We start from the raw sequence: 19,477 nt of genomic DNA, 5'->3' as shown, positions 1-19,477 counted from the left end.
TTCCCTCGCTCGCGTCCTGGTCCCAGCCTACGGTCCGACTGTCCTTCACCGGCGCGGGGAGCCGACAAGGACATCGACAGGGGAATCGGAATGACGATCTTCGATCGTTCACGATGTCGTCCGCGCCGGTCGGCCATCACATTGTCAAACCCACCGTCCTGGTGGTGGTGTCGGTCGGAGCCAGGGAACTACGGGCGTGAAACAAACGGTGAGCAGGTAGGTGGCGGCACCGGCGTATCCGGTGACAGTCACCGCTGTTGATGAGGTCCGTGGCGTCCGCATCACCGGAGGCAACCCGCGCTCATCGTCGGCCCGGGCTCCAACAAGTCGCCGGTCTACGTGCCGAAATGCACGTAGACCGCGGGGACCTGCGTGCCCTCGGCACCGTCGGGGGAGCGCAGGGTGCGGCGCAGCATGTCGTCGGTGTTCTTCGGGATGCGCCTGCTGCCGCGCGCGGTGTGGCGGCGTCTGCCGCGCTGACCGTCGGCGTGCAGTTCTCGTCGCCACGCGGCGTGTCACGACGACAACTGCACGTTCGAGAGGCGGTCAGCTGCGGCGGGATTCGAGCAGCCGCAACCAGATCTCGCTGATGGTGGGGTAGGACGGCACCGCATGCCACAGGGCGTCCAGCGGCACCTTCCCGACCAGGGCGATCGTGGCGGCGTGGACGAGTTCGGCGACCTCCTGGCCGACGAAGGTCGCGCCGACGAGGGTGTCGGTGGCCCGGTCGACGACGAGCGCGGCGTGGCCGGCGTAGTCGTCGCGGGCGAGCGAGGCGCCGGCGACATCGATGTCGGCCTCGAGGACCTCGACGTCGAGTCCGTCGGCGCGGGCCTGCTCGGCGGTGCGGCCGACCGCGGCGATCTCCGGGACGGTGAAGATCACCTGCGGGACCTGCCCGTGGTCGGCGCTCGCCCGGAATCGTGCCCCGTCGGTGGGGCGGTTCTCGGCGCGGGCGGCGATGACGTCCCCGCACACCCGCGCCTGGTATTTGCCCATGTGGGTCAGTGCGGCGCGACCGGCGATGTCCCCGACCGCATACAGCCACTGGCCGTCGACCCCGTCGACGGTGAGATCGTCGGCGACGGTCACCTTCCCGTCGGTCAGGCCGACAGTGTCGAGACCGAGCCCGTCCACGGCGGGGCAGCGGCCGGCGGCGACGACGATCTCGTCGACCTCGAGAGTGCTGCCGTCGGACAACTCCACGGTGGCGGGACCGCCGTGGATGCGGCCGACGCCGGTGTCCTTGACGTCGGGGCGCTGCACCGAGCGGATCTCGGTGCCGTAGCGCACATTCAGGCCCTTGTGGGCCATGCGGGTGGCGACGCGTTCGGCGGCGAACGGCTCCACGCGCGGCAGCAACCGGTCGCCGCGCACCGCGAGGGTGAGTTCCTCGACGCCGAGTTGCCGCAGCCAGGTGGCGGTTTCGCAGGCGACGACACCGCCGCCGACCACCAGCACCCGGCGGGGGACCTCGAGCAGATTCGTCGCATCCCGGGAGGTCCACGGCAGCGCGTCGCGCAGACCGGGCAGGTCCGGGATCGACGCGACGGTGCCGGTGGCCAGGACGACGGCGTGCCGGGCCTGCAGGCGACGCTCCCCGTCGGCACCGGAGACGGTGATGGTGCGTTCGCCGGCGAGGCGGCCGTGGCCGCGCACGACGTCGATACCCGCGCCCTCGGCCCAGTCCACCTGGGAACTGTCGTCGCGATTGTGGGTGAAGCTGTCGCGGCGGGCGAGTACGGCCGGTACCTCGACGCCGTGGGCGCTGATCTTGTCGGCGACGCCGGGCATGTTGCGGGCGGTGGTGAGCACCTGGGTGGGGCGCAGCAGGGCTTTGCTGGGCATGCAGGCCCAGTAGGAACATTCGCCGCCGACGAGTTCGTGTTCGACGAGCACCGCGGTGCGGTCGCTGCCGGCGATGGCGTACTGGGCGGCGTTCTCCCCGGCCGGGCCCGCGCCCAGGACGATCACGTCATAGCTGTCGGATTCCGCTGTCGGACCGCTCATCCGTCCACGATAGGCGCGGCCGAACCGTCGGCGGGCCGGATCGGGGGCGACGGTCCGGTTCGCGAAGTCCGCCCGTTCGTGCAGGTCAGCGGCGGCTCAGCGCAGATGCGGGGAGTCGGCGTCGAAGATCAACCCCATCGGGGCGAGCACCCGCACCACCTGTTCGGCGGTCCACTCGTCGAGATCGCACAGCAGCACCGACCGCCACGGGGTGACGATCACCGAACGTTCGACGGCGGCGAGGAATTCCGCCAGTCGTGCGGGAAGGATCCCGCCGGGCAGCCCGCCGGCGAGGGTGACGGCCCCGTCGGGCTGGTCGAGCCACCCGATCGGTGGCCGCGGCTGCTCCGGTACCGGTTCCGGATCCCCGGTGGGGTCGGTCGGTGGGGTGAGCAGCGCCTCGGCGGCGTCCTGCGGGTCGACGCGCACCCCGGTGTCGGCGCCGTCGCGGATCACCGCGAAGCGGCCGTCGGGGCGGGCGAGGACCGCGACGGTGGGGGCGAGGGCGACGATGTCGCCGGTGCCGTCGTCGAGCCCGAGGACGGTGCCGGCCGCCACGGGCCGGTCGTCCAGGCGCGCGATCACCGTGGCGGTGAGTTCGCGCAGGTCGTGGTGTCCGCCGATGCGGCCGCTGAGCGGGGAGACGAGAAGCCGTGCGCGGGTGGGCACGTCGACGGTGAGACCGGCGGCGGTGACGGCCGCGCTGATCGCGGCGCGGTCGCCGCGCACCCGCAGCTGGGCATGGGCGGTCAGGTGCAGTTCGCCGCCGCCGTGGGTGTGGGCGAGTTCGGCGAGCAGCTGCACCTGCGCGGAGGTCAGGTGCCCGGCGGGCAGGTGCACGTCGACAGCGGTATCGGCCATGACTGCCAGCGTAGAACGCGGCGCCGGGGGGACGAGCGGTGCCGTGAGACCGGGCGGTTTGTAGGGTGGTGGCCATGCCCGAGTCGACGACCCCCACCTTCGCGGACCTCGCCGCCGCCAAGTTCGTGCTGCTGACCACCTACCGCAAGGACGGCAGCGCGGTGGACACCCCGGTGTGGGCGGCGCCCGACGGGAACCGGCTGCTGGTGTGGACGGTCGCCGACGCCTACAAGGTGCGGCGACTGCGCCGCGATCCGCGGGTGTCCCTGGCGATCTGCGACGCGCGCGGCAACCCGAAGTCGGCGGCGGTGCCCGGCACGGGGGAGGTGCTCGACGCCGACGGCTCGGCGCACGCCCGGTCGGTGATCGCCCGCAAGTACGGGCTGCTCGGCCGGGTCATCGTCGGCGCGAGCGTGGTGCGCCGTGGCCGCACCGGCACCGTCGGGTTGGCGTGTGCGCTCGATCCCGCCGACGACACGGCAGGCCGGTAGACGTCGTGGCGCGCTCTCACACCTACCGGTCCCAGGCGATCGCGGTGGCGCTCGCGAGCAACCCGCTGATCTCCGGTTCGAGTCGCTGGAAGTGGTTGCGCCGCGCCGGTGTCGACGCCGCACCGCCGAGCCTGATCCACACCGGCGTGGTGGTGCAGGGCCTCGGCCGGCTCACCCTCGGCGCGGGCTCGTTCGTCAACCACGGCTGCTATTTCGACACGGTCGCCGACATCACCCTCGGGCAGCGGGTGTTCCTCGGCGACCACGTGCGGGTGCTCACCAGCAGCCACCGCATGGGCACCGCCGAACAGCGCGCGTCGACGCTGACGGGGGAGCCGGTGACCATCGGCGACGGCGCGTGGATCGGCTCCGGTGCGGTGATCATGCCGGGCGTGAGCATCGGCGCCGGTGTGGTGATCGGCGCGAACTCGCTGGTGACGAAGGACTGTGCCCCACACACGCTGCATCTGGGCAGCCCCGCCCGGCACGTCCGCGACTTGGACTGACCCCGCACCGGCAGCCCCGCCCGGGTCGTCCGATCCCGTAGGGTCCGTGGTGATCTCGGCCTCACCTGCGGGGCCGAGCCGATCGAACCCAGTTCAGGAGAGCGCATGTCCGTGCACGAGTACACCGTGGCCACCGCCGACGGCGGCAGCGAGGATCTCGCCCGCTTCGCCGGCCGGCATCTGCTGATCGTCAACGTCGCCAGCAAGTGCGGCCTGACCCCGCAGTACGAGGCCCTCGAGGCGCTGCACCGCGAGCTGGGCGAGCGCGGCCTGCAGATCCTCGCGTTCCCGTGCAACCAGTTCGGTGGTCAGGAACCGGGTAGTGACAGCGAGATCCAGGAGTTCTGCCGCGTGGACTTCGACGTCACCTTCCCGGTGTTCGCGAAGGTCGATGTCAACGGCGACGATGCGCACCCGCTCTACCGGCACCTGCGCGCCGAGGCTCCCGGTGATTTCGGGCCGCAGCACGGTTTCCTGTTCGAGCACGTGAGCAAGACCCGCCCCGAGGCGATCGGCACCGACGAGGTGAAGTGGAACTTCACCAAGTTCCTCGTCGACCCGCAGGGCGCGGTGGTGCGCCGCTTCGAGCCGACGGTCACCCCCGAGGAGATCGGCAAGGAACTCACCGACCTGCTCTGAGCCCCTACCGGTCCGGTCGATGGACGTCACCGACCGGACCGGAGGTCAGTGGGCGGCGCTGACCGAGGACATGTGGAAGTCGGGGATGCGCACCGGCGGCATCGCGGTGCGGGTGAACCAGTCCTTCCACTCCCGCGGCAGGGTGCGTTCGGTGGCGCCGATCTCGGTGGCGCGGCCGAGCAGATCGACCGGGGATTCGTTGAACCGGAAGTTGTTCACCGCCGCCCGCACCTGCCCGTCCTCGACGAGATACACCCCGTCGCGGGTCAGGCCGGTCAGCAACAGCACCGCCGGATCGACCTCCCGCAGGTACCACACGGTGGTCAGCAGCAGACCGCGTTCGGTGCGGGCGATCATGTCGTCCACATCGGCAGTGCTGCCACCGGTGAGCAGCAGATTCTCACCCGGCGCCGTGGGGGTGGCCCCGAATTCGGCGGCTGCGGCCCGCGGATACGCCAGCGCGTGCAGGGCGCCGTCGCGGAGCCAGTCGACCCGCGAGGCGCTCATCCCGGTGTCGAACACCGAGACGCTGTCGGTGGAGGCGGTGGCGACCACGAACGGCGCATAGCCCAATCCCGGCGCGGCCGGATCGGACGTCAATGTCACCGGCAGCGCCGCGATCTGCTCGCCGAGGCGGGTTCCGCCGGGCCCGGCCCACACCGACCGGCCTTCCTCGGCGCCGCGCCCGTCGAGGGACCACAGCAGCGGGATCATCAGGTCCGCGACCACCGAGGGTGGCAGCAGCGTCTCGTACCGTCCGGCGGGCAGGTCGACGCGGGTACCGGCCCAGTCCAGCCGCCGCGCCAGTTCAGCACGCAGCGGATCCATCGCGATGTCGGTGAAGTCGACGGTGCCGGCGCCGACCCAGGCGCTCGCCCCGGTCAGGCCGCCGCGTTTGCCGTTGATCTCGAGCGACCCGTCGCGCTGCACCCAGCGGCGCCGCACCCCGGTGGAGGTGCCCAGCCACATCGTCGTGGATTGGTGGTGGGCGAATCCGTAGAGGGCGTCGGTGTCGTCGAAGCCGGCGGCGAGCCCGTCGAGGAGCGGGGCGAAGACCTCGACGTCGGTGCCGACGGCCTCTTCGCCCCACTGCGGGTCGGTGTCGTCGCCGTCGATCAACGGCATCGCATCCGGTGCCGCCGGGGCCTGCTGCGCGGCCGCCCACGCCGCGGCAACCACCGCGCCGATGTCGTCGGCGTCGACGATCGGGGCGCTGACCACCCCGCAGTGTGCGCCGTCGGGGGTGCGGCGGATCGCGAGGATCGTGGCGCCGCGGGCACGGGCGGAGCCGTTGGTGGTCATCGAACTGCCGGCCCACCGCAGCGACGCCTCGGCACTGTCGGTGACCATCACGACGGTCTCGTCGGCAGGGGAGGTCGCCAGGGCGGTTTCGACGAGTCGGTCTCCGGGGATCATCGGCCACCTTCCTGCACCGTGTTGAGCACGTTCACGCCGCGCACCAGCACCGACGGGCAGCCGTGCGAGACGGACGCGACCTGCCCGGGTTGCGCCTTGCCGCAGTTCATCGCGCCGCCGAGCTGCCAGGTCGACGCGCCGCCGACCGCCTCGAGGGCACCCCAGAACTCGGTGGTCGACGCCTGATAGGCCACATCGCGGACCTGCCCGGCGAGCCGGCCGCCGCGGATCCGGTAGAACCGCTGCCCGGTGAACTGGAAATTGTGCCGCTGCATATCGATCGACCAGCTGCGATCACCGACGATGTACAGCCCGTCGTCGACCCCGGCGATCAGATCGGCGGTGCTGCGATCGACGCTCGGATCGGGTTGCAGCGACACGTTCGCCATCCGCTGGATCGGCACGTGATGCGCCGAATCGGCGTAGGCGCAGCCGTTCGAGCGGGCCACCCCGAGCTTCGGGGCGAACGCCCGGTCGAGTTGGTAGCCGACGAGCACCCCGTCCTTCACGAGATCCCAGGACTGGGCGGCGACCCCGTCGTCGTCGTAGCCAACGGTGGCCATGCCGTGCGGTTCGGTGCGGTCGGCGGTGACGTGCATGACGTCGCTGCCGTAGCGCAGGCTGCCGAGCAGGTCGGGGGTGGCGAAGGAGGTGCCGGCGTAGGCGGCCTCGTAGCCGATGGCGCGGTCGTATTCGGTGGCGTGCCCGACCGATTCGTGGATCGTCAGCCACAGATTCGTCGGGTCGATCACCAGATCGGTGCGGCCCGGGATCACCGACGGGGCCTGCGCCTTCTCCGCGAGCTGCTCGGGCAGTTCGGCGAGCTCACGGCTCCAGTCCCACCACCGGTCCGAGGCCACATACTCCCAGCCGCGGCCGGCCGGCGGGGCCAGGGTGCGCATCGACTCGAAGGTGCCGGCCGCACGGTCGACGCGGGTCGCGTCGAGGTCGGAGTGGATCCGCACCCGCTGCTGGGTGATCGTCGACCCGGCGAGATCGGCGTAGAAGGTCTGCTCCTTGACCAGCGTCAGATTCGCGGCGACATGGTCGACACCGACGGCGTCCTGCAATCGCCGCGAACGGTCCTCGAGCACCGCGATGCGCTCGGCGGCGGGGACGGTGAACGGGTCGATCTCGTACGGCGAGACCCACACCGCGTCCCGGTGGACCGCTTCGTCGGCCCACTGCACCGGATCCCGGTTCAACGCGCGCAGGGTGCGGGCGACCGCGACGGCGCGGGCCGCGGCGTCGGCGGCGCCGTCCGGGCCGGGCACCGGATGCGACGCGAATCCCCAGGTGCCGTCGAGCAGCACCCGCACCGCCACCCCGCAGTCGCTGTCGTCCACCGCCGCCTGCAGGGCGCCGTCGCGCAGGATGCTCGTCCCGGTCCGGATCCGATGCACCCGCACATCGGCGTGACTCGCGCCCGCCGCCCGCGCGACCGTCAGGCCCGCGTCGGCGGCCGCGTGCAACGGCAGGGCCAGGAAATCGTCGTCCACCGCATTCACCCGCCCACGGTAACGCCGGGATGTGCGGCATCGGGGTTGCCGCACCGAGCCCCGCGGGGTGGTTCAGCCGAACTGTTCGATGCCGAGGCGGATCACCATGGCGATCACCACGATCAGCAACACCACCCGCACGAACCCGGCGCCGCGGGCGAGCGCCATCCGGGAGCCGAGCACCGAGCCGGCGACATTGCACACCGCCAGCGCCGCCCCGAGCGCCCACCACACGTGCCCGCCGACGGCGAACAGGACCAGCGCCCCGAGATTCGAGCCGAAGTTGAGCACCTTCGCCATCGCCGCCGAGGTGACGAACTCGCTGCCGAGCATCGCCGCGAACACGATGATGAAGAAGGTGCCGGTGCCGGGCCCGAGGATCCCGTCGTAGAAGCCGATCACCGCCGCGGCCGTGACCACGACGGTGGCCAGCCGCAGCGTGGACGGGCGGCGGGTGCTGCCGGTGCCGAGTTTCGGGCGGGCGGTGACGAACACCGCCACCGCGACGAGCACGACCATCACGATCGGGATGAACACTTCCCGGTCGATGAGCGAGACCGCCGCCGCCCCCGCCGCCGCGGCCAGCGCGGCGACCAGGGCGGCGGGGCCGAGCAGCGACCAGCGCAGCGGGATGCGCCGCGCGAAGGTCAGCACCGCCGCGCCGGTCCCGCAGATCGCGGTGAGCTTGTTCGTCGCCAGCGCCGCCTGTGGCGTCAATTGCGGGGCGACGAGGAACAGGGCGGGCAGCAGGATCAGCCCGCCGCCGCCGACCACCGCGTCCACCCAGCCGGCGGCTGTCGCGGCGGTCATCAGCAACGCCCAGTCACCTGCAGTCATGGCGGCCATTCGATCACGCGCCGCATCCGCGGGTCGGGTGCGGGAGCAAAACCGGTGGCCCGTTCGTTGACCGGACAGAAACCGCCGACGGAAGGAAGTCCCGCCGTGTACCCGTTGTTGTTCGTGCTCTACGTCGTGGCGGAGATCGCGGTGCTGGCCTGGCTCGGCTCCACCCTCGGAGCCCTGGCCACCGTGTTGATCTTCCTCGGTGTCAGCGCCGCCGGTTATCTCGTGCTTGCCGCCCTGGGTCGCCGCGCGCTGCGCAACCTCGGTGAGCTGCGCGGTGGCCGGGCGCCGCACGCGAATTCCCCGGAGCGGGTGCTCACCGACGGCGCGCTCATCGGCGCCGGCGCGGCCCTGGTGCTGATTCCCGGCATCGTCAGCACCGTGCTCGGGGTGCTGCTGTTGCTGCCGTCCCGCGCCGCGCTGCGTCCGGCGGTGCGCACGCTGGTCGCGCGGCGGGCCCGCGCCGCCGGGTTCTCCGCGCAGCGGCTGGTGGTGGTCGACGGGCAGGTCGTCGATCACAGTGTCGTCGGTGGTGCCCCGCACCTGACCGGTGGTGCGGCCGTGACCGAGCAGGTCGACGACCGTGGCACCGTGCTCGAAGGGGAGATCGTGGAGACCCCGCGCCGCCGCGAGGAGCGGTAACGGGCAGACTGGGCACTCGTGAGCCCTGCACCGCACACCCAGCTTCTCGTCGGCGGCCGCATCTACAGCGCCAGCGCCCCCGATGCCACCGCGATGGCCGTCACCGACGGCACGGTCGTGTGGGTCGGGCAGGACCGGCCCGGCCGCGCCCTGCACCCGGACGCCGAGATCGTCGATCTGCACGGCGCGTTCGTCGCCCCCGGTTTCGTCGACACCCACGTGCACACCACCAGCCACGGCCTGGCGTTGACCGGGCTGGATCTGACCGACGCCGTCGACCGCGACGACGCATTGCGCCGGGTCCGCGCGCACGCCGATGCGCACGACGACGCGGTGATCTGGGGGCACGGCTGGGACGAGACCCGCTGGCCCGACCCGACGCCACCGACCACCGCCGACCTCGATGCCGCCGCCCCGGCCCGGCTCGTCTATCTCGGCCGGATCGATGCGCATTCGGCGGCGGCGTCGAGCGCGTTGCGGGCCGTCGCCGAACCCCTCGACGAGCTGGCCGGCTTCGATCCGCAGCAGCCGCTGACCGCCGCGGCGCATCATGCGGTGCGCGGCGCCGCCCGCCGCGGGCTGACCGCCGCGCAGCGTGCCCGCGCCCGCCTGGCGGCCCTCGACGATTTCGCCGCGCACGGTTACGTCGCGGTGCACGAATGCGCCGGCCCCGACATCTCCGGGCTCGACGACTTCACCGAACTGCTCGGCACCGACCATCCGGTGCAGGTGCGCGGCTACTGGGGTGAGGCGGTGCGCACCGGCGAGGAAGCCGCGGAGCTGCTCGCCGAGACCGGCGCCGATGCCCTGGGCGGGGATCTGTTCGTCGACGGGTCGATCGGTTCGCACACCGCCGCGCTGGCCCGCCCGTACGACGATCTGCCGGACTGCTGCGGCACCCGTTATCTGACCGAGGACGAGCTGACCGCGCACGTGCGCGCGTGCACCTCGGCGGGCATTCAGGCCGGTTTCCACGTCATCGGTGACGCGGCGACCACCGCCGCGGTCGCGGCCTTCGAGGCGGTCGCCGCGGAGGTCGGGGGACCGGTGCTCGCCGCGCGCGGGCATCGGCTCGAGCACGTCGAGTCGTTGACGGTCGCGCAGGCGGAGGTGTTGTCGCGGTACGGGGTGATCGCGAGCATGCAGCCGAGCTTCGACGCCTTGTGGGGCGGGGCGGACGGGATGTACGCGCAGCGGCTCGGCGCCGACCGCGCCGCGGCGTTGAACGCGTTCGCGCCGCTGGCAGCGACCGGGCTGGCGTTGGCGTTCGGCTCGGATGCGCCGGTGACGGCGCCGCGGCCGTGGCCGATGCTGCGGGCGGCGGTGCACCACCGCACCGAGGGCAGCGGGATCTCGCCGCGGGCGGCGTTCGCCGCCGCGACCCGCGGGGCGTGGCGTGCTGGTGGGGTCCGTGACGGTCTGGCCGGCACCCTCGATCCGGGTGCGCCGGCGTCGTATGCGATCTGGGAGGTCGGGGAGCTGGTGGTCAGCGCCCCGAAGGATTCGGTGCAACGGTGGTCGACGGATCCGCGGTCGCGGGTGGCGCCGCTGCCGGATCTCGCCCCGGGCACCGCCGATCCGGTGCTGGTGCGCAGTGTGCACCGCGGCCGGGTCGTGTACGCGCGGTGACCGGCCGGCCCCTCGCGACGGTCACCGTGCGGGCGGTGCGGGTCGTCGCGCTTCGCGCGCTGCTCGCCGTCGTCGCGGGAGTGGTGCTGTTCGCGTCGTTCCCGCCGCGTCCGCTGTGGTTCCTCGCCCCCGTCGGGATCGCGCTCCTGGTCGGTGTATCGACTGCAGTACCGATGCGGCGACGCGCGGGGTTCGGCTACGGCTATCTCGCCGGCCTCGGTTTCCTGGTGCCGCTGCTGCCCTGGATCGGCGTGTACGTCGGTCCGTTGCCGTGGTTGGCGCTCGCCGCCGCCGAGGCGGTCTTCGTCGGCCTGTTCGGGGCGCTGGTGGTGCACCTGCGGTCGTTGCCGGTCGCGCCGTTGTGGATCGCGGCGGCGTGGAGCCTGACCGAATGGTTGCGGTCGAGCGTGCCGTTCGGCGGGTTCCCGTGGGGTCGGCTGGCGTTCGGCCAACCCGACGGTGGGTTCGTCTCCCTCGCCGTCGTCGGCGGCGCCCCGCTGGTGTCGTTCGCCGTGGCCGCGACCGGCGCCGGGCTCGCCGCCCTCGCCCTGACCGCCTCCCGCCGTCCCCGCCCCGTGCGGGCCTGGACGGTGCCGGTCGCGGTGACGCTGCTCGGTCCGCTGCTCGCCGCGGCGGCGTGGCCGCTGGTGCGCACCGCCACCGACGAGTCGTCGACGGTGACGGTCGCGGCGATCCAGGGCAGTGTGCCGCGCCTGGGTCTGGACTTCAACGCCCAACGCAAGGCGGTGCTCGACAATCATGTCGCCCGCACCCTCGCTCTCGCCGAGGACGTCACCGCCGGACGGGCTCCGGCCCCGGATGTGGTGATCTGGCCGGAGAACGCCTCCGATATCGACCCGCTGCGCAACGCCGATGCCGCACGCGACATCTCCGCCGCGTCCGCCGCGATCGACGCGCCGATCCTCGTCGGGGCGGTGCTCGTCAACGACGACCGGACCACCACCAATTCGGTGATCGTGTGGGACGCGCAGACCGGTCCGGGGGAGCGGCACGACAAGAAGATCATCCAGCCGTTCGGCGAATACCTGCCGTGGCGGTCGTTCTTCCGGTTGTTCTCCGAGTACGCCGACCGCGCCGGCCATTTCGTGCCCGGCGACGGCGACGGCATGGTCACCGCCGGCGGCATCGACATCGGGGTGGCGACCTGCTACGAGGTGGCCTTCGACCGGGCGTTCCGCGACTCGATCGACGCCGGCGCGCAACTGCTGGCGGTGCCGACGAACAACGCCACCTTCGGCGACACCGAGATGACCTATCAGCAGCTGGCGATGTCGCGAGTGCGGGCCGTCGAGCACGGCCGGGCCGTGATCGTCGCGGCGACCAGCGGGGTCAGCGCGATCGTCGATCCGGCCGGTCGGGTGCAGCAGAGCACACCGTTGTTCGTGCCCGATGCCCTGGTGGCGCAGGTGCCCGTGCGCGCAGACGTTACGCTGGCTAATCGGCTCGGAGTGGCGCCGGAGCTTGTGCTCTGCGCCGCGGCCGTGGCCGCCGCCGGTTTCGTCCTGGTGCGAGGACGGCGGGAGAAGGCCGGTGCGGCAGCTCGCACCAGCACCGGCGCAGCAGGAGCACCGGCCGGTGGCCGGTTCGACAAGGAGGACCTCTGATGGCAGCGGCGACGCCGGCCGGGAACGACAGCGCACCCAGCGCCCGCACCCTGGTGATCATTCCGACCTACAACGAGCGGGAGAACCTCGGTCGGATCATCACGCGGCTGCACGCTGCGCTGCCGCACACCCATGTCCTCGTCGTCGACGACGGCAGTCCCGACGGCACCGGTGACCTCGCCGACGACCTCGCCGCCGCCGACGAGCGCATCGCGGTGCTGCACCGCACCGAGAAGAACGGTCTCGGTGCCGCCTACATCGCCGGTTTCCGGTGGGGGCTCGAGCACGGCTACACGGTGCTCGTGGAGATGGACGCCGACGGCAGCCACGCCCCCGAGCAGTTGCACCTGCTGCTGGAGAAGGTCGACGCCGGCGCTGATCTGGTGCTCGGCTCCCGTTACGTGCCCGGCGGCACGGTGGTGAACTGGCCGTGGCACCGCGAGGTGCTCTCCCGCGGCGGCAACATCTACTCGCGTCTCGCGCTGGGGGTGTCGATCCAGGACATCACCGGCGGCTACCGTGCCTACCGCCGTGAGGTGCTCGAGAAGCTCGACCTCGACGCGATCGCCTCGCACGGCTACTGCTTCCAGGTCGATCTGGCGTGGCGCACCCTGCAGGCCGGATTCACCGTCGCCGAGGTGCCCATCACGTTCACCGAACGGGAAATCGGCGAGTCGAAGATGAACGGCAACATCGTGCAGGAGGCCCTCGTGCGGGTCACCGTGTGGGGGCTGCGCAGCCGTCTCGCGCGGTTGCGGGCACTGCTGGGCCGCTGACTCGGCCCGCGCGGCCGGGATACCAGGCGCTGTGCGGCCGAGGCGCTAGGCGCTGTGCGGCCGAGGCGCTAGGCGCTGTGCGGCCGAGGCGCTAGGCGCTGCGCGGCCACGGCCAGCGGGCGTCGAGTTCCTCCCCGAGCCCCAGTCCCGCGCACAGCCGGCGGATGGCGCTGCAGTCCTGCACCACCGGCCGGCCCTCGGTCACGGCGATGGTGTCGGCGACCAACTCGTCGCCGCCGGGGATGTTCTCGCGCGCGATGATCGCCGCCCAGGTGGAGGTGTCGGCGCCGGTGAACGCCGCGACCGCGGTACCAAGCGCGTCGAGCAGCCGCACCCGATCGGTGTCGTCGAGTTCGGTGAGCACCGCAGTGAGCAGCCCACCCGCGAGGGAGGCGTGGCACAGCTCGTCGCGGCGGTGCACCGCCACCGTCGCGCGGTTGACCGGTTGCAGCTCCGGGTCGGTGGTGAGCAACGCCAGATAGGCGCTGATCGAAGTCTCTGCAACGGTGGTGAACGCCAGCTGCACCAGCGCCGCGTCCCGCGGGGTCTCGGCGTGCGCGACCGCGGCGCGATGCTCGCGCACGGTCGGGCACGGCGGCAGCACCGACTCCTTCAGCGCCCAGCCGCGGCGGCGGCGGGTGAGCACGTTGGCCTGCTGGTGCATGAGGGTGTGGTACTGCTCGTCGACCATCGCCTGGAGCACCCCGGTGACCACCGTGTCGGACGGGCCGATACCGAAGGCGTCCTCGGTGATCAACGCGAAGCCGGGGTTGACGACGTGCTGTTCGATGTCGACGACGCTCTTGTTGTAGGCAATCCACGCCCAGGCCCGCAGCCGCGCCTGTTGTTGTTCGTCGAGCGCGAGATAACGCGGATGCTCGGCGAAGGGCAGCATCTGCTCGGGATAGTCGGCGCGGTCCGCCTCGAACAGCGCGTCGAGGTCGACCTCGGGTTTCTTGACGGCGGCGCGGCGCGGCCACGAGCGGGTCAGCCCGGCGATCACCGCGCTCTCCGCCGGATCGGACGGGTCGTACTGCGGGAGTTCCGGCGCGCGCAGCTGCGGGCCGGGGATGTCGGATTCGTTCATGTCCGGCTCCTTTCCTCGCTCGGACCGCCGACCGCGCCCGGATCGCGGGGCAGTGCCGCGAACAGCTGCCCGCACAGCTGCGCGGCGGCCGGTTGCCCGTCGCCGAGCGCGGCGCGGGCCCGGTCGAGCAGCGCCGCGAAGTCGGGCAGGGCGTCGGTGGCGGCGTCGAGATCGGCGACCGCGCCGGCGAGGGCGCGGCGGGCGGTGGCGGCGTACGGGTTGGTGAGCTGGATGTCGTGGTAGACCTCGGCGGTGCCACCGGAGACGCGGGCGAGCAGCGCGCGCAGCACGGTGTGCGGGGGCGCGGCGACCCGCGCGGCGGCATCCGGCACGTCGAGCCGGTCGAGGGCGATACCGAACGCGAGGATCGCGGCGTGGGTGAGCACCTGCACGGCGGCGGTGATGCGGTCGTGTTCGTCGGCGGTGGTCTCGACCACGGTGGCACCCCAGTCGCGCAGCGCCGCGACGAACTCGGTCACGACCGGTGCGTCGTGGTGGCGCACCGTCAGCACGGGTCGGCCGGGCAATCCGAGATCGGGGGCGAACATCGGGTTGATGCCGAGCGTGGGGGCGCCGGGCCGGTAGGTGTGCAGCGCCGCGGCGATCGGGGTCTTCACCGACAGGGTCTCTACCAGTAGGGTGTGCGGGGGCAGCAGCCGCGCGAGCACCGGCAGGGCGGCACCGGCGACGACGTCGGGGACGGCGAGGGCCACGATGTCGGCGCCGTCGAGTGCCGCGGCGAGGCGGGTGTCGGGGGCGGTCAGATCGGCGCGCAGCATCCCGGGTGCAGCCGGGGCGGCGGCCGGGTCGACGACGAGCACCTGACGGCCGGCCTCGCGCAGCGCGGCGGTGAGCAGGGCGCCGACGGCGCCGCATCCGCCGGCGACGATCACCCGGCCGGGCGTGGTCACGGCCCGGCCCGCCCCGGCAGCACCGGTGGCCCGTCGACGAGATCGTCCGGGTCCGCGGAGCCGACCGCCCCGGATCCGTTGGTCGGGGTGGTGTCGCGCGCGGCGGCGAGGCAGCGGCGCATCACCACGGATTTGACGAGGGTCTCGTCGAGTTCGTCGTCCGGATCGGACAGCGCCACGATCGCCCCCCCGATCCCGAAGGTGACCTCGTGGGCGGTGGCGACGAGGGTGCGGATGACCACCGACAGGTCGGCGGCGCCGGTCGGCGACAGATATCCGATGGCCCCGGAGTACACCCCGCGGGGGCCGTCCTCGAGCTTGTCGATGATCTCCATGGTACGCAGCTTCGGGGCACCGGTCATCGATCCGCCGGGGAAGGCGGCGCGCACACAGTCCACCGCCGAGACGTCCGGACGCAGCGTGCCGCGCACCGTGGACACCAGCTGATGCACCGCCGCATAGGTTTCCACCGCGAACAGTGCCGGCACGTGCACCGAGCCGGGCACGCACACCCGCGACAGGTCGTTGCGCACCAGATCGACGATCATCAGGTTCTCGGAGCGGTCCTTTTTGCTGGCCCACAGTCCGTCCCGCAACGCGGCGTCCTCGCCGGGGGTCCGGCCACGTGGGCGGGTGCCCTTGATCGGTTTCGATTCGACGGTGCCGTCGGCGTCGATCCGCAGGAACCGTTCCGGGGAGGCGCTGAGCACCGCGACCTCGGGGAAGTCGAGCAGCGCACTGTAGGGGGTGGGGCTGATGCGGCGCAACGCCCGATAGGTGCTCAGCGGGTCGATGCCGCCGTCGACGGTGACGGTGTTCGTCAGACACACCTCGTAGGTCTCGCCGCTGCGGATCTCGTTCTGGCACTGGGCGATCAGATCGAGATAGCGCTGCGGGGAGTGCCGCAGCCGCAGTTGCGGGCCACCGTCCGCGCCGATCAGCGGCACCGGGATCTGCTCGTCGGTCACCGGTTCGGGCAGCGCCGACAGGATCGCGGCGGTCGCGTCGAACCAGGCAAGGGTCTCGGGATCGTCGGTGTCCTCGGTCAGGGCGAGCAGATAGCAGCAGCGGTCGTCGTGGTCGACGATCACCGCCCGGTCGGCGAAGACCAGCGCGGCGTCGGCGTAGGGGGAGGTGTGCACGAGTTGCGCGCCGGCGTCGGCCTTGAGTTCGTAGCCGAGATACCCGACGTAGCCGAGCGCGAACCCGAACGGCAGGTCGTCGCGGGCGGCGGCGCGGCGCTCCGCGAGGCGGGCGGTGAGATGGTCGAAGACGGGGCGGCGGTGTTCCTCGACGGTGCCGTCGGCGCGGTGTTCGCGCACGATGCCCTCCCCGACCCGGTAGGTCAGGTAGTCGGCGCGGGGTCCGGCGCCGTTGCCGAGGACGGTGAACCGCGACTGCGGCTCCAGCGCGGCGCTGCCGTCGAGCCAGAAGCCGTGCGGGCCGGCGGCGAAGAGCGCCTCGTACACCGCGGACGGGTCGGGGTGCAGCGGCAGCCGGCGGCTGGCCAGCAGATAGCGCGGAGCCGGTTCGGGTACCGGTTCCGGATCGACGGGGGCGGTGACGGTGATCGGGCTGCGCGGCGGGGTGGCGTCGCGGAAGTTGGCGAGCAGTTGCGCGCCGTGGGCGGTGCCGATCGATTCGGGATGGAACTGCACCCCCCACAGCGGCCGGTGCCGGTGCGCGACGGCCATGAGCAACCCGTCCGGGGTGTGGGCGGTGGCGACCAGCTCGTCGGGGACGGGGTCGGCGATCAGCGAGTGGTAGCGCACCGCCTCGAAGGGCGACGGCAGCCCGGCGAACAGGCCGGTGCCGTCGTGCAGGATCGGGCTGGTGCGGCCGTGCACCGGTTCGGGGGCGGTGATCACGGCGCTGCCGAACAGCTGGCACAGCCCTTGATGGCCCAGGCACACCCCGAGCAGCGGCACCCCGGCGTCGGTGAGGGCGCGGGCGCTGATCCCGAAGTCCCTGGCCCGGTCGGGTCGGCCCGGGCCGGGGGAGATGACGATGTTGTCGAACGGATCGGCGACGAGCTCGTCCCAGCTGCGATCGTTGGTGAGCACCCGCGGCGGGATGCCGTTGACGCGGGTGATCAGGTCGTAGAGGTTGTAGGTGAACGAGTCGTAGTTGTCGATCAACACCGTGCGGATCGGTCGGGGCGCGGACACGACGGGCCTCAGTTCGTGCCGTCGCCGCGGCGACCGGAGCCGACCCGGTCCGCGGGGGCGCCGCCGGAGACGATGCGGTCCTCGACCCGGCACGCCTCGTCGATGAGCAGGGTGTACAGCGAGCGCACGAAGTCGCCGGACAGGCCGTGCCGGTGCGCGTAGTCCTGGGCGCGGCGGTGCACGACCTCCATGCGGCCGGGTTGCAGCACGTCGAGGCCGTGGCGTTGCTTGAGTTCGGCGACGCGTCCGCACACCTCGAGGCGGGCGCGGATCCCGTCGAGCAGGGTCCGGTCGATGTCGTCGAGTTCGGCACGCAGGTCGGCCAAATCGGCGGCGGCCTGTGTCGACGGCGCGTCCGCCGCAGTGTGGTGACGGTCGGTCACGGACATTCACCCCCTTGCAAGCGACCCGCCGGAGCACCGGCGCGAAGGTCGTGGATCGGGCGTGCCGATCATGATCGATCGGCGTGCGATCATGATTGCACGCACCGTCCGGCCGATATCGACGATTGATCGATTCGTGGCGGGGCCGCAATCGAATTCGCGGAACCACCGTCCCGTCGGGCTGCGCTTGCGGGGTCCGTAACGACGTGTGCCGCCCCGGACGATCGTCCGGGGCGGCACACGTACGTGTTCGGCGGCGCGGGTGTCAGGCGCCGCGGCGCTTGGCCTTGAGCAGGTCCAGGCGCTCCTTGAGCAGGTCCTCGAGTTCCTCGACGGAGCGACGCTCGAGCAGCATGTCCCAGTGGGTACGCGGCGGCTTGACCTTCTTCGGCTCCGGTGCGGCGCCCTCGACCAGGGTGCCCTCGAGGCCGTTCTTGCAGATCCAGGTGCCGGGGATCTCCGCGTCGTCCGCGAACGGCACGTCGTATTCCTCGCCGTTGTCGCAGCGGTAGCGCGCGATTCGCCGCGGCGCCAGATCGTGGTCGCGGTCGGTTTCGTAGCTCACCGCCCCGAGTCGGCTGCCTCGCAGTACACGATCTGCCATGGTGGTGTCCTTCCTTGTGTGCTCCGCCCGGGTGACGATGCCGTGCGGCATCGACACCGGGCTCGACGTCCACTGTGCTCAACGTCTGCGGAGCCGATTCCGTTCCCGCGGCCCACCGAGGAGCCGAGGGACCAGTCTACCGACTCGCCGCACCGCCGCGCGCACGGTGCCCGCACCGGCCCGTGCGTCCGGGGTTCCCGCCGCCCCGCCGGGGGTGCAGGTGGGCAGTACAGTGACGCTCGTGACCGGACGTGACACCCGAGCGAGCACGTGCCTGTGGTGCGGGCGCCCGGTACCGGAGATCGGCACCGGGCGGCGACGCCGCTACTGCCGCCAGTCGTGTCGGCAACGCGCCTACGAGCAGCGCAGCAGCGCCCGCCGCGCCGGACTGCCCGAGGATTCGGTGGTGCTCACCGCCGGCGAGGTCGAGGCACTCGCCGACCGCGCGTTCCGGGCGCGCTGCGCCGCCGAGGACGTCGCCACCGCGGTCGCCGAGGGCGCCGCGGCCGACGAGCTGACCGCCCTGTGCGCGGAGCTGCTCGATCTGGCCCGCGACGCCGAACGACTGCGTTGACCGCCCCGATCGGGGAGCGCGGGCTCAGGCGAAGAAGCCACCCATGGTGTAGATCACCTGGCAGAACGCACCGTTGGCGTACTGCAGCGAGCCGAACAGGGCGCCGAGCACCGCGCCGGGACCGCTGTCGATCACTGTGGACTGCAATCCGCCGCCGTTGTTGTCGAGGGTGGCGACCCCGGCCCGGATGTTCTCCATATTGATCCACACGAATTTCAGGTCCGAGGCGGTCACCGGCGCACCGGCGGTGGGTTCGACGATCACCTCGATCGACCCGAACGGCACCTGACCGTGCGGGCCGGGATGCACCCACGCGGTGGTCATCGCGAACGGCACGAAACCGCCGCCGCAGCCCGGACCGACGGTCGGTGCGGGTGACGAGAACGGCTGCGGGATGTTCTTCGGTGGCGGCGCGAACGGATCCGCCGAGCCGGAGTCGGCGACGAGCCGCTCGAGCGCGGCGAGGGTCTCGGGGGAGTCGGCGACCTCCGCGCGCAGCTGATCGAGCGGCACCCCCGGCGGGGCGGTGTCGGCGGCGGCCTGGGCGGGGGCCGCGAGCAGGGCTGCGGCGAGCAGGGCGGTGACGAGCGGGGCGGATCGGCGACGCAACATCTCGGGCTCCTTCGAATCGGGTCGAGCGGGCGGGACGAGACGATCCGGTCGCGATCCGATCACGCACGGGTCGCGGCACGGGGGCACGAAGGTGACGGCCGCTTCGAGAATAAGGAGAGCTGTCCGGTTTCGGGGCGTTTCCGGCGAGCCCGATCCTGCTTCGACGCCGACCTCATTCGTCACTCCGGTCACGAACAGGGC

General features: G+C 72.3%; 19 protein-coding genes. 8 read left to right on the top strand and 11 right to left on the bottom strand.

Going from position 1 to position 19,477, the window contains the following annotated elements:
* Positions 1 to 546: 546 nt before the first annotated feature.
* Entirely contained in the window at positions 547 to 2,010 is a 1,464-nt protein-coding gene (locus BLV31_RS13380; protein WP_064061907.1) for a dihydrolipoyl dehydrogenase family protein, read from the bottom strand.
* A 96-nt stretch (positions 2,011 to 2,106) separates the two neighbouring features.
* Positions 2,107 to 2,871, bottom strand: a complete 765-nt coding sequence (locus tag BLV31_RS13375; RefSeq protein WP_064061908.1) for a ferredoxin-like domain-containing protein — start codon at positions 2,869 to 2,871, stop codon at positions 2,107 to 2,109.
* Positions 2,872 to 2,945: 74 nt separating this feature from the next.
* Here BLV31_RS13375 and BLV31_RS13370 point away from each other — a divergent pair, with 74 nt between their 5' ends.
* The 3 genes from BLV31_RS13370 to BLV31_RS13360 all read left to right on the top strand — a co-directional run bounded on the left by BLV31_RS13370 (position 2,946) and on the right by BLV31_RS13360 (position 4,507).
* Entirely contained in the window at positions 2,946 to 3,362 is a 417-nt protein-coding gene (locus BLV31_RS13370; protein ID WP_064061917.1) for a PPOX class F420-dependent oxidoreductase, read from the top strand.
* A 5-nt stretch (positions 3,363 to 3,367) separates the two neighbouring features.
* On the top strand, positions 3,368 to 3,868 hold the full coding sequence (locus BLV31_RS25710; RefSeq protein ID WP_006550018.1) for an acyltransferase: 501 nt from the start codon (positions 3,368 to 3,370) through the stop codon (positions 3,866 to 3,868).
* A 105-nt stretch (positions 3,869 to 3,973) separates the two neighbouring features.
* The gene (locus tag BLV31_RS13360; RefSeq protein ID WP_064061909.1) at positions 3,974 to 4,507 is read left to right on the top strand and encodes a glutathione peroxidase; all 534 of its coding nucleotides are present in this window, start codon (positions 3,974 to 3,976) and stop codon (positions 4,505 to 4,507) included.
* Between the two features lie 45 nt (positions 4,508 to 4,552).
* On the opposite strand, the gene BLV31_RS13355 is transcribed toward BLV31_RS13360, so the two are convergent.
* The 3 genes from BLV31_RS13355 to BLV31_RS13345 form a co-directional block, all read right to left on the bottom strand.
* Positions 4,553 to 5,923: a metallopeptidase TldD-related protein gene (locus BLV31_RS13355; protein WP_064061910.1), complete on the bottom strand. Its 1,371-nt coding sequence runs from the start codon at positions 5,921 to 5,923 to the stop codon at positions 4,553 to 4,555.
* Positions 5,920 to 7,431, bottom strand: coding sequence for a TldD/PmbA family protein (locus BLV31_RS13350; RefSeq protein WP_064061911.1), 1,512 nt, complete (start codon positions 7,429 to 7,431; stop codon positions 5,920 to 5,922). Before BLV31_RS13350 ends, BLV31_RS13355 begins: the two co-directional genes overlap by 4 nt.
* A gap of 63 nt (positions 7,432 to 7,494) precedes the next feature.
* Positions 7,495 to 8,259 (bottom strand): TSUP family transporter, encoded by a 765-nt coding sequence (locus BLV31_RS13345; protein ID WP_064061912.1) that lies wholly within the window; start codon positions 8,257 to 8,259, stop codon positions 7,495 to 7,497.
* Between the two features lie 105 nt (positions 8,260 to 8,364).
* Here BLV31_RS13345 and BLV31_RS13340 point away from each other — a divergent pair, with 105 nt between their 5' ends.
* From BLV31_RS13340 to BLV31_RS13325, 4 genes are read left to right on the top strand one after another with little or no spacing between them, the layout of a single operon-like run.
* Positions 8,365 to 8,907 carry an FxsA family protein gene (locus BLV31_RS13340; protein WP_064061913.1) on the top strand — a complete coding sequence of 181 codons (543 nt, stop codon included), beginning with the start codon at positions 8,365 to 8,367 and terminating at the stop codon, positions 8,905 to 8,907.
* A gap of 18 nt (positions 8,908 to 8,925) precedes the next feature.
* Complete coding sequence (locus BLV31_RS13335; protein ID WP_064061914.1) at positions 8,926 to 10,536, top strand: amidohydrolase; 1,611 nt, start codon at positions 8,926 to 8,928, stop codon at positions 10,534 to 10,536.
* Complete coding sequence (gene lnt / locus BLV31_RS13330; protein ID WP_064061918.1) at positions 10,533 to 12,161, top strand: apolipoprotein N-acyltransferase; 1,629 nt, start codon at positions 10,533 to 10,535, stop codon at positions 12,159 to 12,161. Before BLV31_RS13335 ends, lnt begins: the two co-directional genes overlap by 4 nt.
* Positions 12,161 to 12,937 (top strand): polyprenol monophosphomannose synthase, encoded by a 777-nt coding sequence (locus BLV31_RS13325; protein ID WP_006554797.1) that lies wholly within the window; start codon positions 12,161 to 12,163, stop codon positions 12,935 to 12,937. The genes lnt and BLV31_RS13325 overlap by 1 nt, the downstream gene beginning before the upstream one ends.
* A gap of 91 nt (positions 12,938 to 13,028) precedes the next feature.
* Here BLV31_RS13325 and BLV31_RS13320 read toward each other — a convergent pair whose 3' ends face one another.
* The 5 genes from BLV31_RS13320 to BLV31_RS13300 all read right to left on the bottom strand — a co-directional run bounded on the left by BLV31_RS13320 (position 13,029) and on the right by BLV31_RS13300 (position 18,090).
* A complete protein-coding gene (locus tag BLV31_RS13320; RefSeq protein WP_006554798.1) occupies positions 13,029 to 14,024 on the bottom strand; it encodes an AurF N-oxygenase family protein in 996 nt (331 codons plus the stop codon).
* Complete coding sequence (locus BLV31_RS13315) at positions 14,021 to 14,935, bottom strand: prephenate dehydrogenase (protein ID WP_064061915.1); 915 nt, start codon at positions 14,933 to 14,935, stop codon at positions 14,021 to 14,023. Before BLV31_RS13315 ends, BLV31_RS13320 begins: the two co-directional genes overlap by 4 nt.
* On the bottom strand, positions 14,932 to 17,103 hold the full coding sequence (gene pabB, locus BLV31_RS13310; protein ID WP_064061916.1) for an aminodeoxychorismate synthase component I: 2,172 nt from the start codon (positions 17,101 to 17,103) through the stop codon (positions 14,932 to 14,934). Before pabB ends, BLV31_RS13315 begins: the two co-directional genes overlap by 4 nt.
* Before the next feature lie 8 nt (positions 17,104 to 17,111).
* A complete protein-coding gene (locus BLV31_RS13305) occupies positions 17,112 to 17,492 on the bottom strand; it encodes a chorismate mutase (RefSeq protein ID WP_019289573.1) in 381 nt (126 codons plus the stop codon).
* 259 nt (positions 17,493 to 17,751) lie between these two features.
* Positions 17,752 to 18,090: an RNA polymerase-binding protein RbpA gene (locus BLV31_RS13300; protein WP_006554802.1), complete on the bottom strand. Its 339-nt coding sequence runs from the start codon at positions 18,088 to 18,090 to the stop codon at positions 17,752 to 17,754.
* Positions 18,091 to 18,322: 232 nt separating this feature from the next.
* Between BLV31_RS13300 and BLV31_RS13295 the strand changes: the two genes are divergently transcribed.
* On the top strand, positions 18,323 to 18,664 hold the full coding sequence (locus tag BLV31_RS13295; protein WP_006554803.1) for a hypothetical protein: 342 nt from the start codon (positions 18,323 to 18,325) through the stop codon (positions 18,662 to 18,664).
* A gap of 24 nt (positions 18,665 to 18,688) precedes the next feature.
* Here the strand turns inward: BLV31_RS13295 and BLV31_RS13290 are convergent, their stop codons facing one another.
* The gene (locus BLV31_RS13290) at positions 18,689 to 19,276 is read right to left on the bottom strand and encodes a hypothetical protein (RefSeq protein WP_033098325.1); all 588 of its coding nucleotides are present in this window, start codon (positions 19,274 to 19,276) and stop codon (positions 18,689 to 18,691) included.
* Between the last annotated feature and the right edge of the window lie 201 nt (positions 19,277 to 19,477).

It is taken from the genome of Rhodococcus pyridinivorans, assembly GCF_900105195.1.
Classification (GTDB): Bacteria; Actinomycetota; Actinomycetes; order Mycobacteriales; family Mycobacteriaceae; genus Rhodococcus; species Rhodococcus pyridinivorans.
The sequence above is the reverse complement of the archived record's forward strand: the minus strand, read 5'-3'. Positions and strand labels throughout refer to the sequence as shown.

Bases quoted from the DNA above. Each gene is read 5' to 3' on its own strand.
- BLV31_RS13380 (WP_064061907.1), bottom strand. From the start codon at position 2,010: ATGAGCGGTCCGACAGCGGAATCCGACAGCTATGACGTGATCGTCCTG.
- BLV31_RS13375 (WP_064061908.1), bottom strand. From the start codon at position 2,871: ATGGCCGATACCGCTGTCGACGTGCACCTGCCCGCCGGGCACCTGACC.
- BLV31_RS13370 (WP_064061917.1), top strand. From the start codon at position 2,946: ATGCCCGAGTCGACGACCCCCACCTTCGCGGACCTCGCCGCCGCCAAG.
- BLV31_RS13360 (WP_064061909.1), top strand. From the start codon at position 3,974: ATGTCCGTGCACGAGTACACCGTGGCCACCGCCGACGGCGGCAGCGAG.
- BLV31_RS13355 (WP_064061910.1), bottom strand. From the start codon at position 5,923: ATGATCCCCGGAGACCGACTCGTCGAAACCGCCCTGGCGACCTCCCCT.
- BLV31_RS13345 (WP_064061912.1), bottom strand. From the start codon at position 8,259: ATGACTGCAGGTGACTGGGCGTTGCTGATGACCGCCGCGACAGCCGCC.
- BLV31_RS13325 (WP_006554797.1), top strand. From the start codon at position 12,161: ATGGCAGCGGCGACGCCGGCCGGGAACGACAGCGCACCCAGCGCCCGC.
- BLV31_RS13320 (WP_006554798.1), bottom strand. From the start codon at position 14,024: ATGAACGAATCCGACATCCCCGGCCCGCAGCTGCGCGCGCCGGAACTC.
- BLV31_RS13305 (WP_019289573.1), bottom strand. From the start codon at position 17,492: ATGTCCGTGACCGACCGTCACCACACTGCGGCGGACGCGCCGTCGACA.
- BLV31_RS13300 (WP_006554802.1), bottom strand. From the start codon at position 18,090: ATGGCAGATCGTGTACTGCGAGGCAGCCGACTCGGGGCGGTGAGCTAC.
- BLV31_RS13290 (WP_033098325.1), bottom strand. From the start codon at position 19,276: ATGTTGCGTCGCCGATCCGCCCCGCTCGTCACCGCCCTGCTCGCCGCA.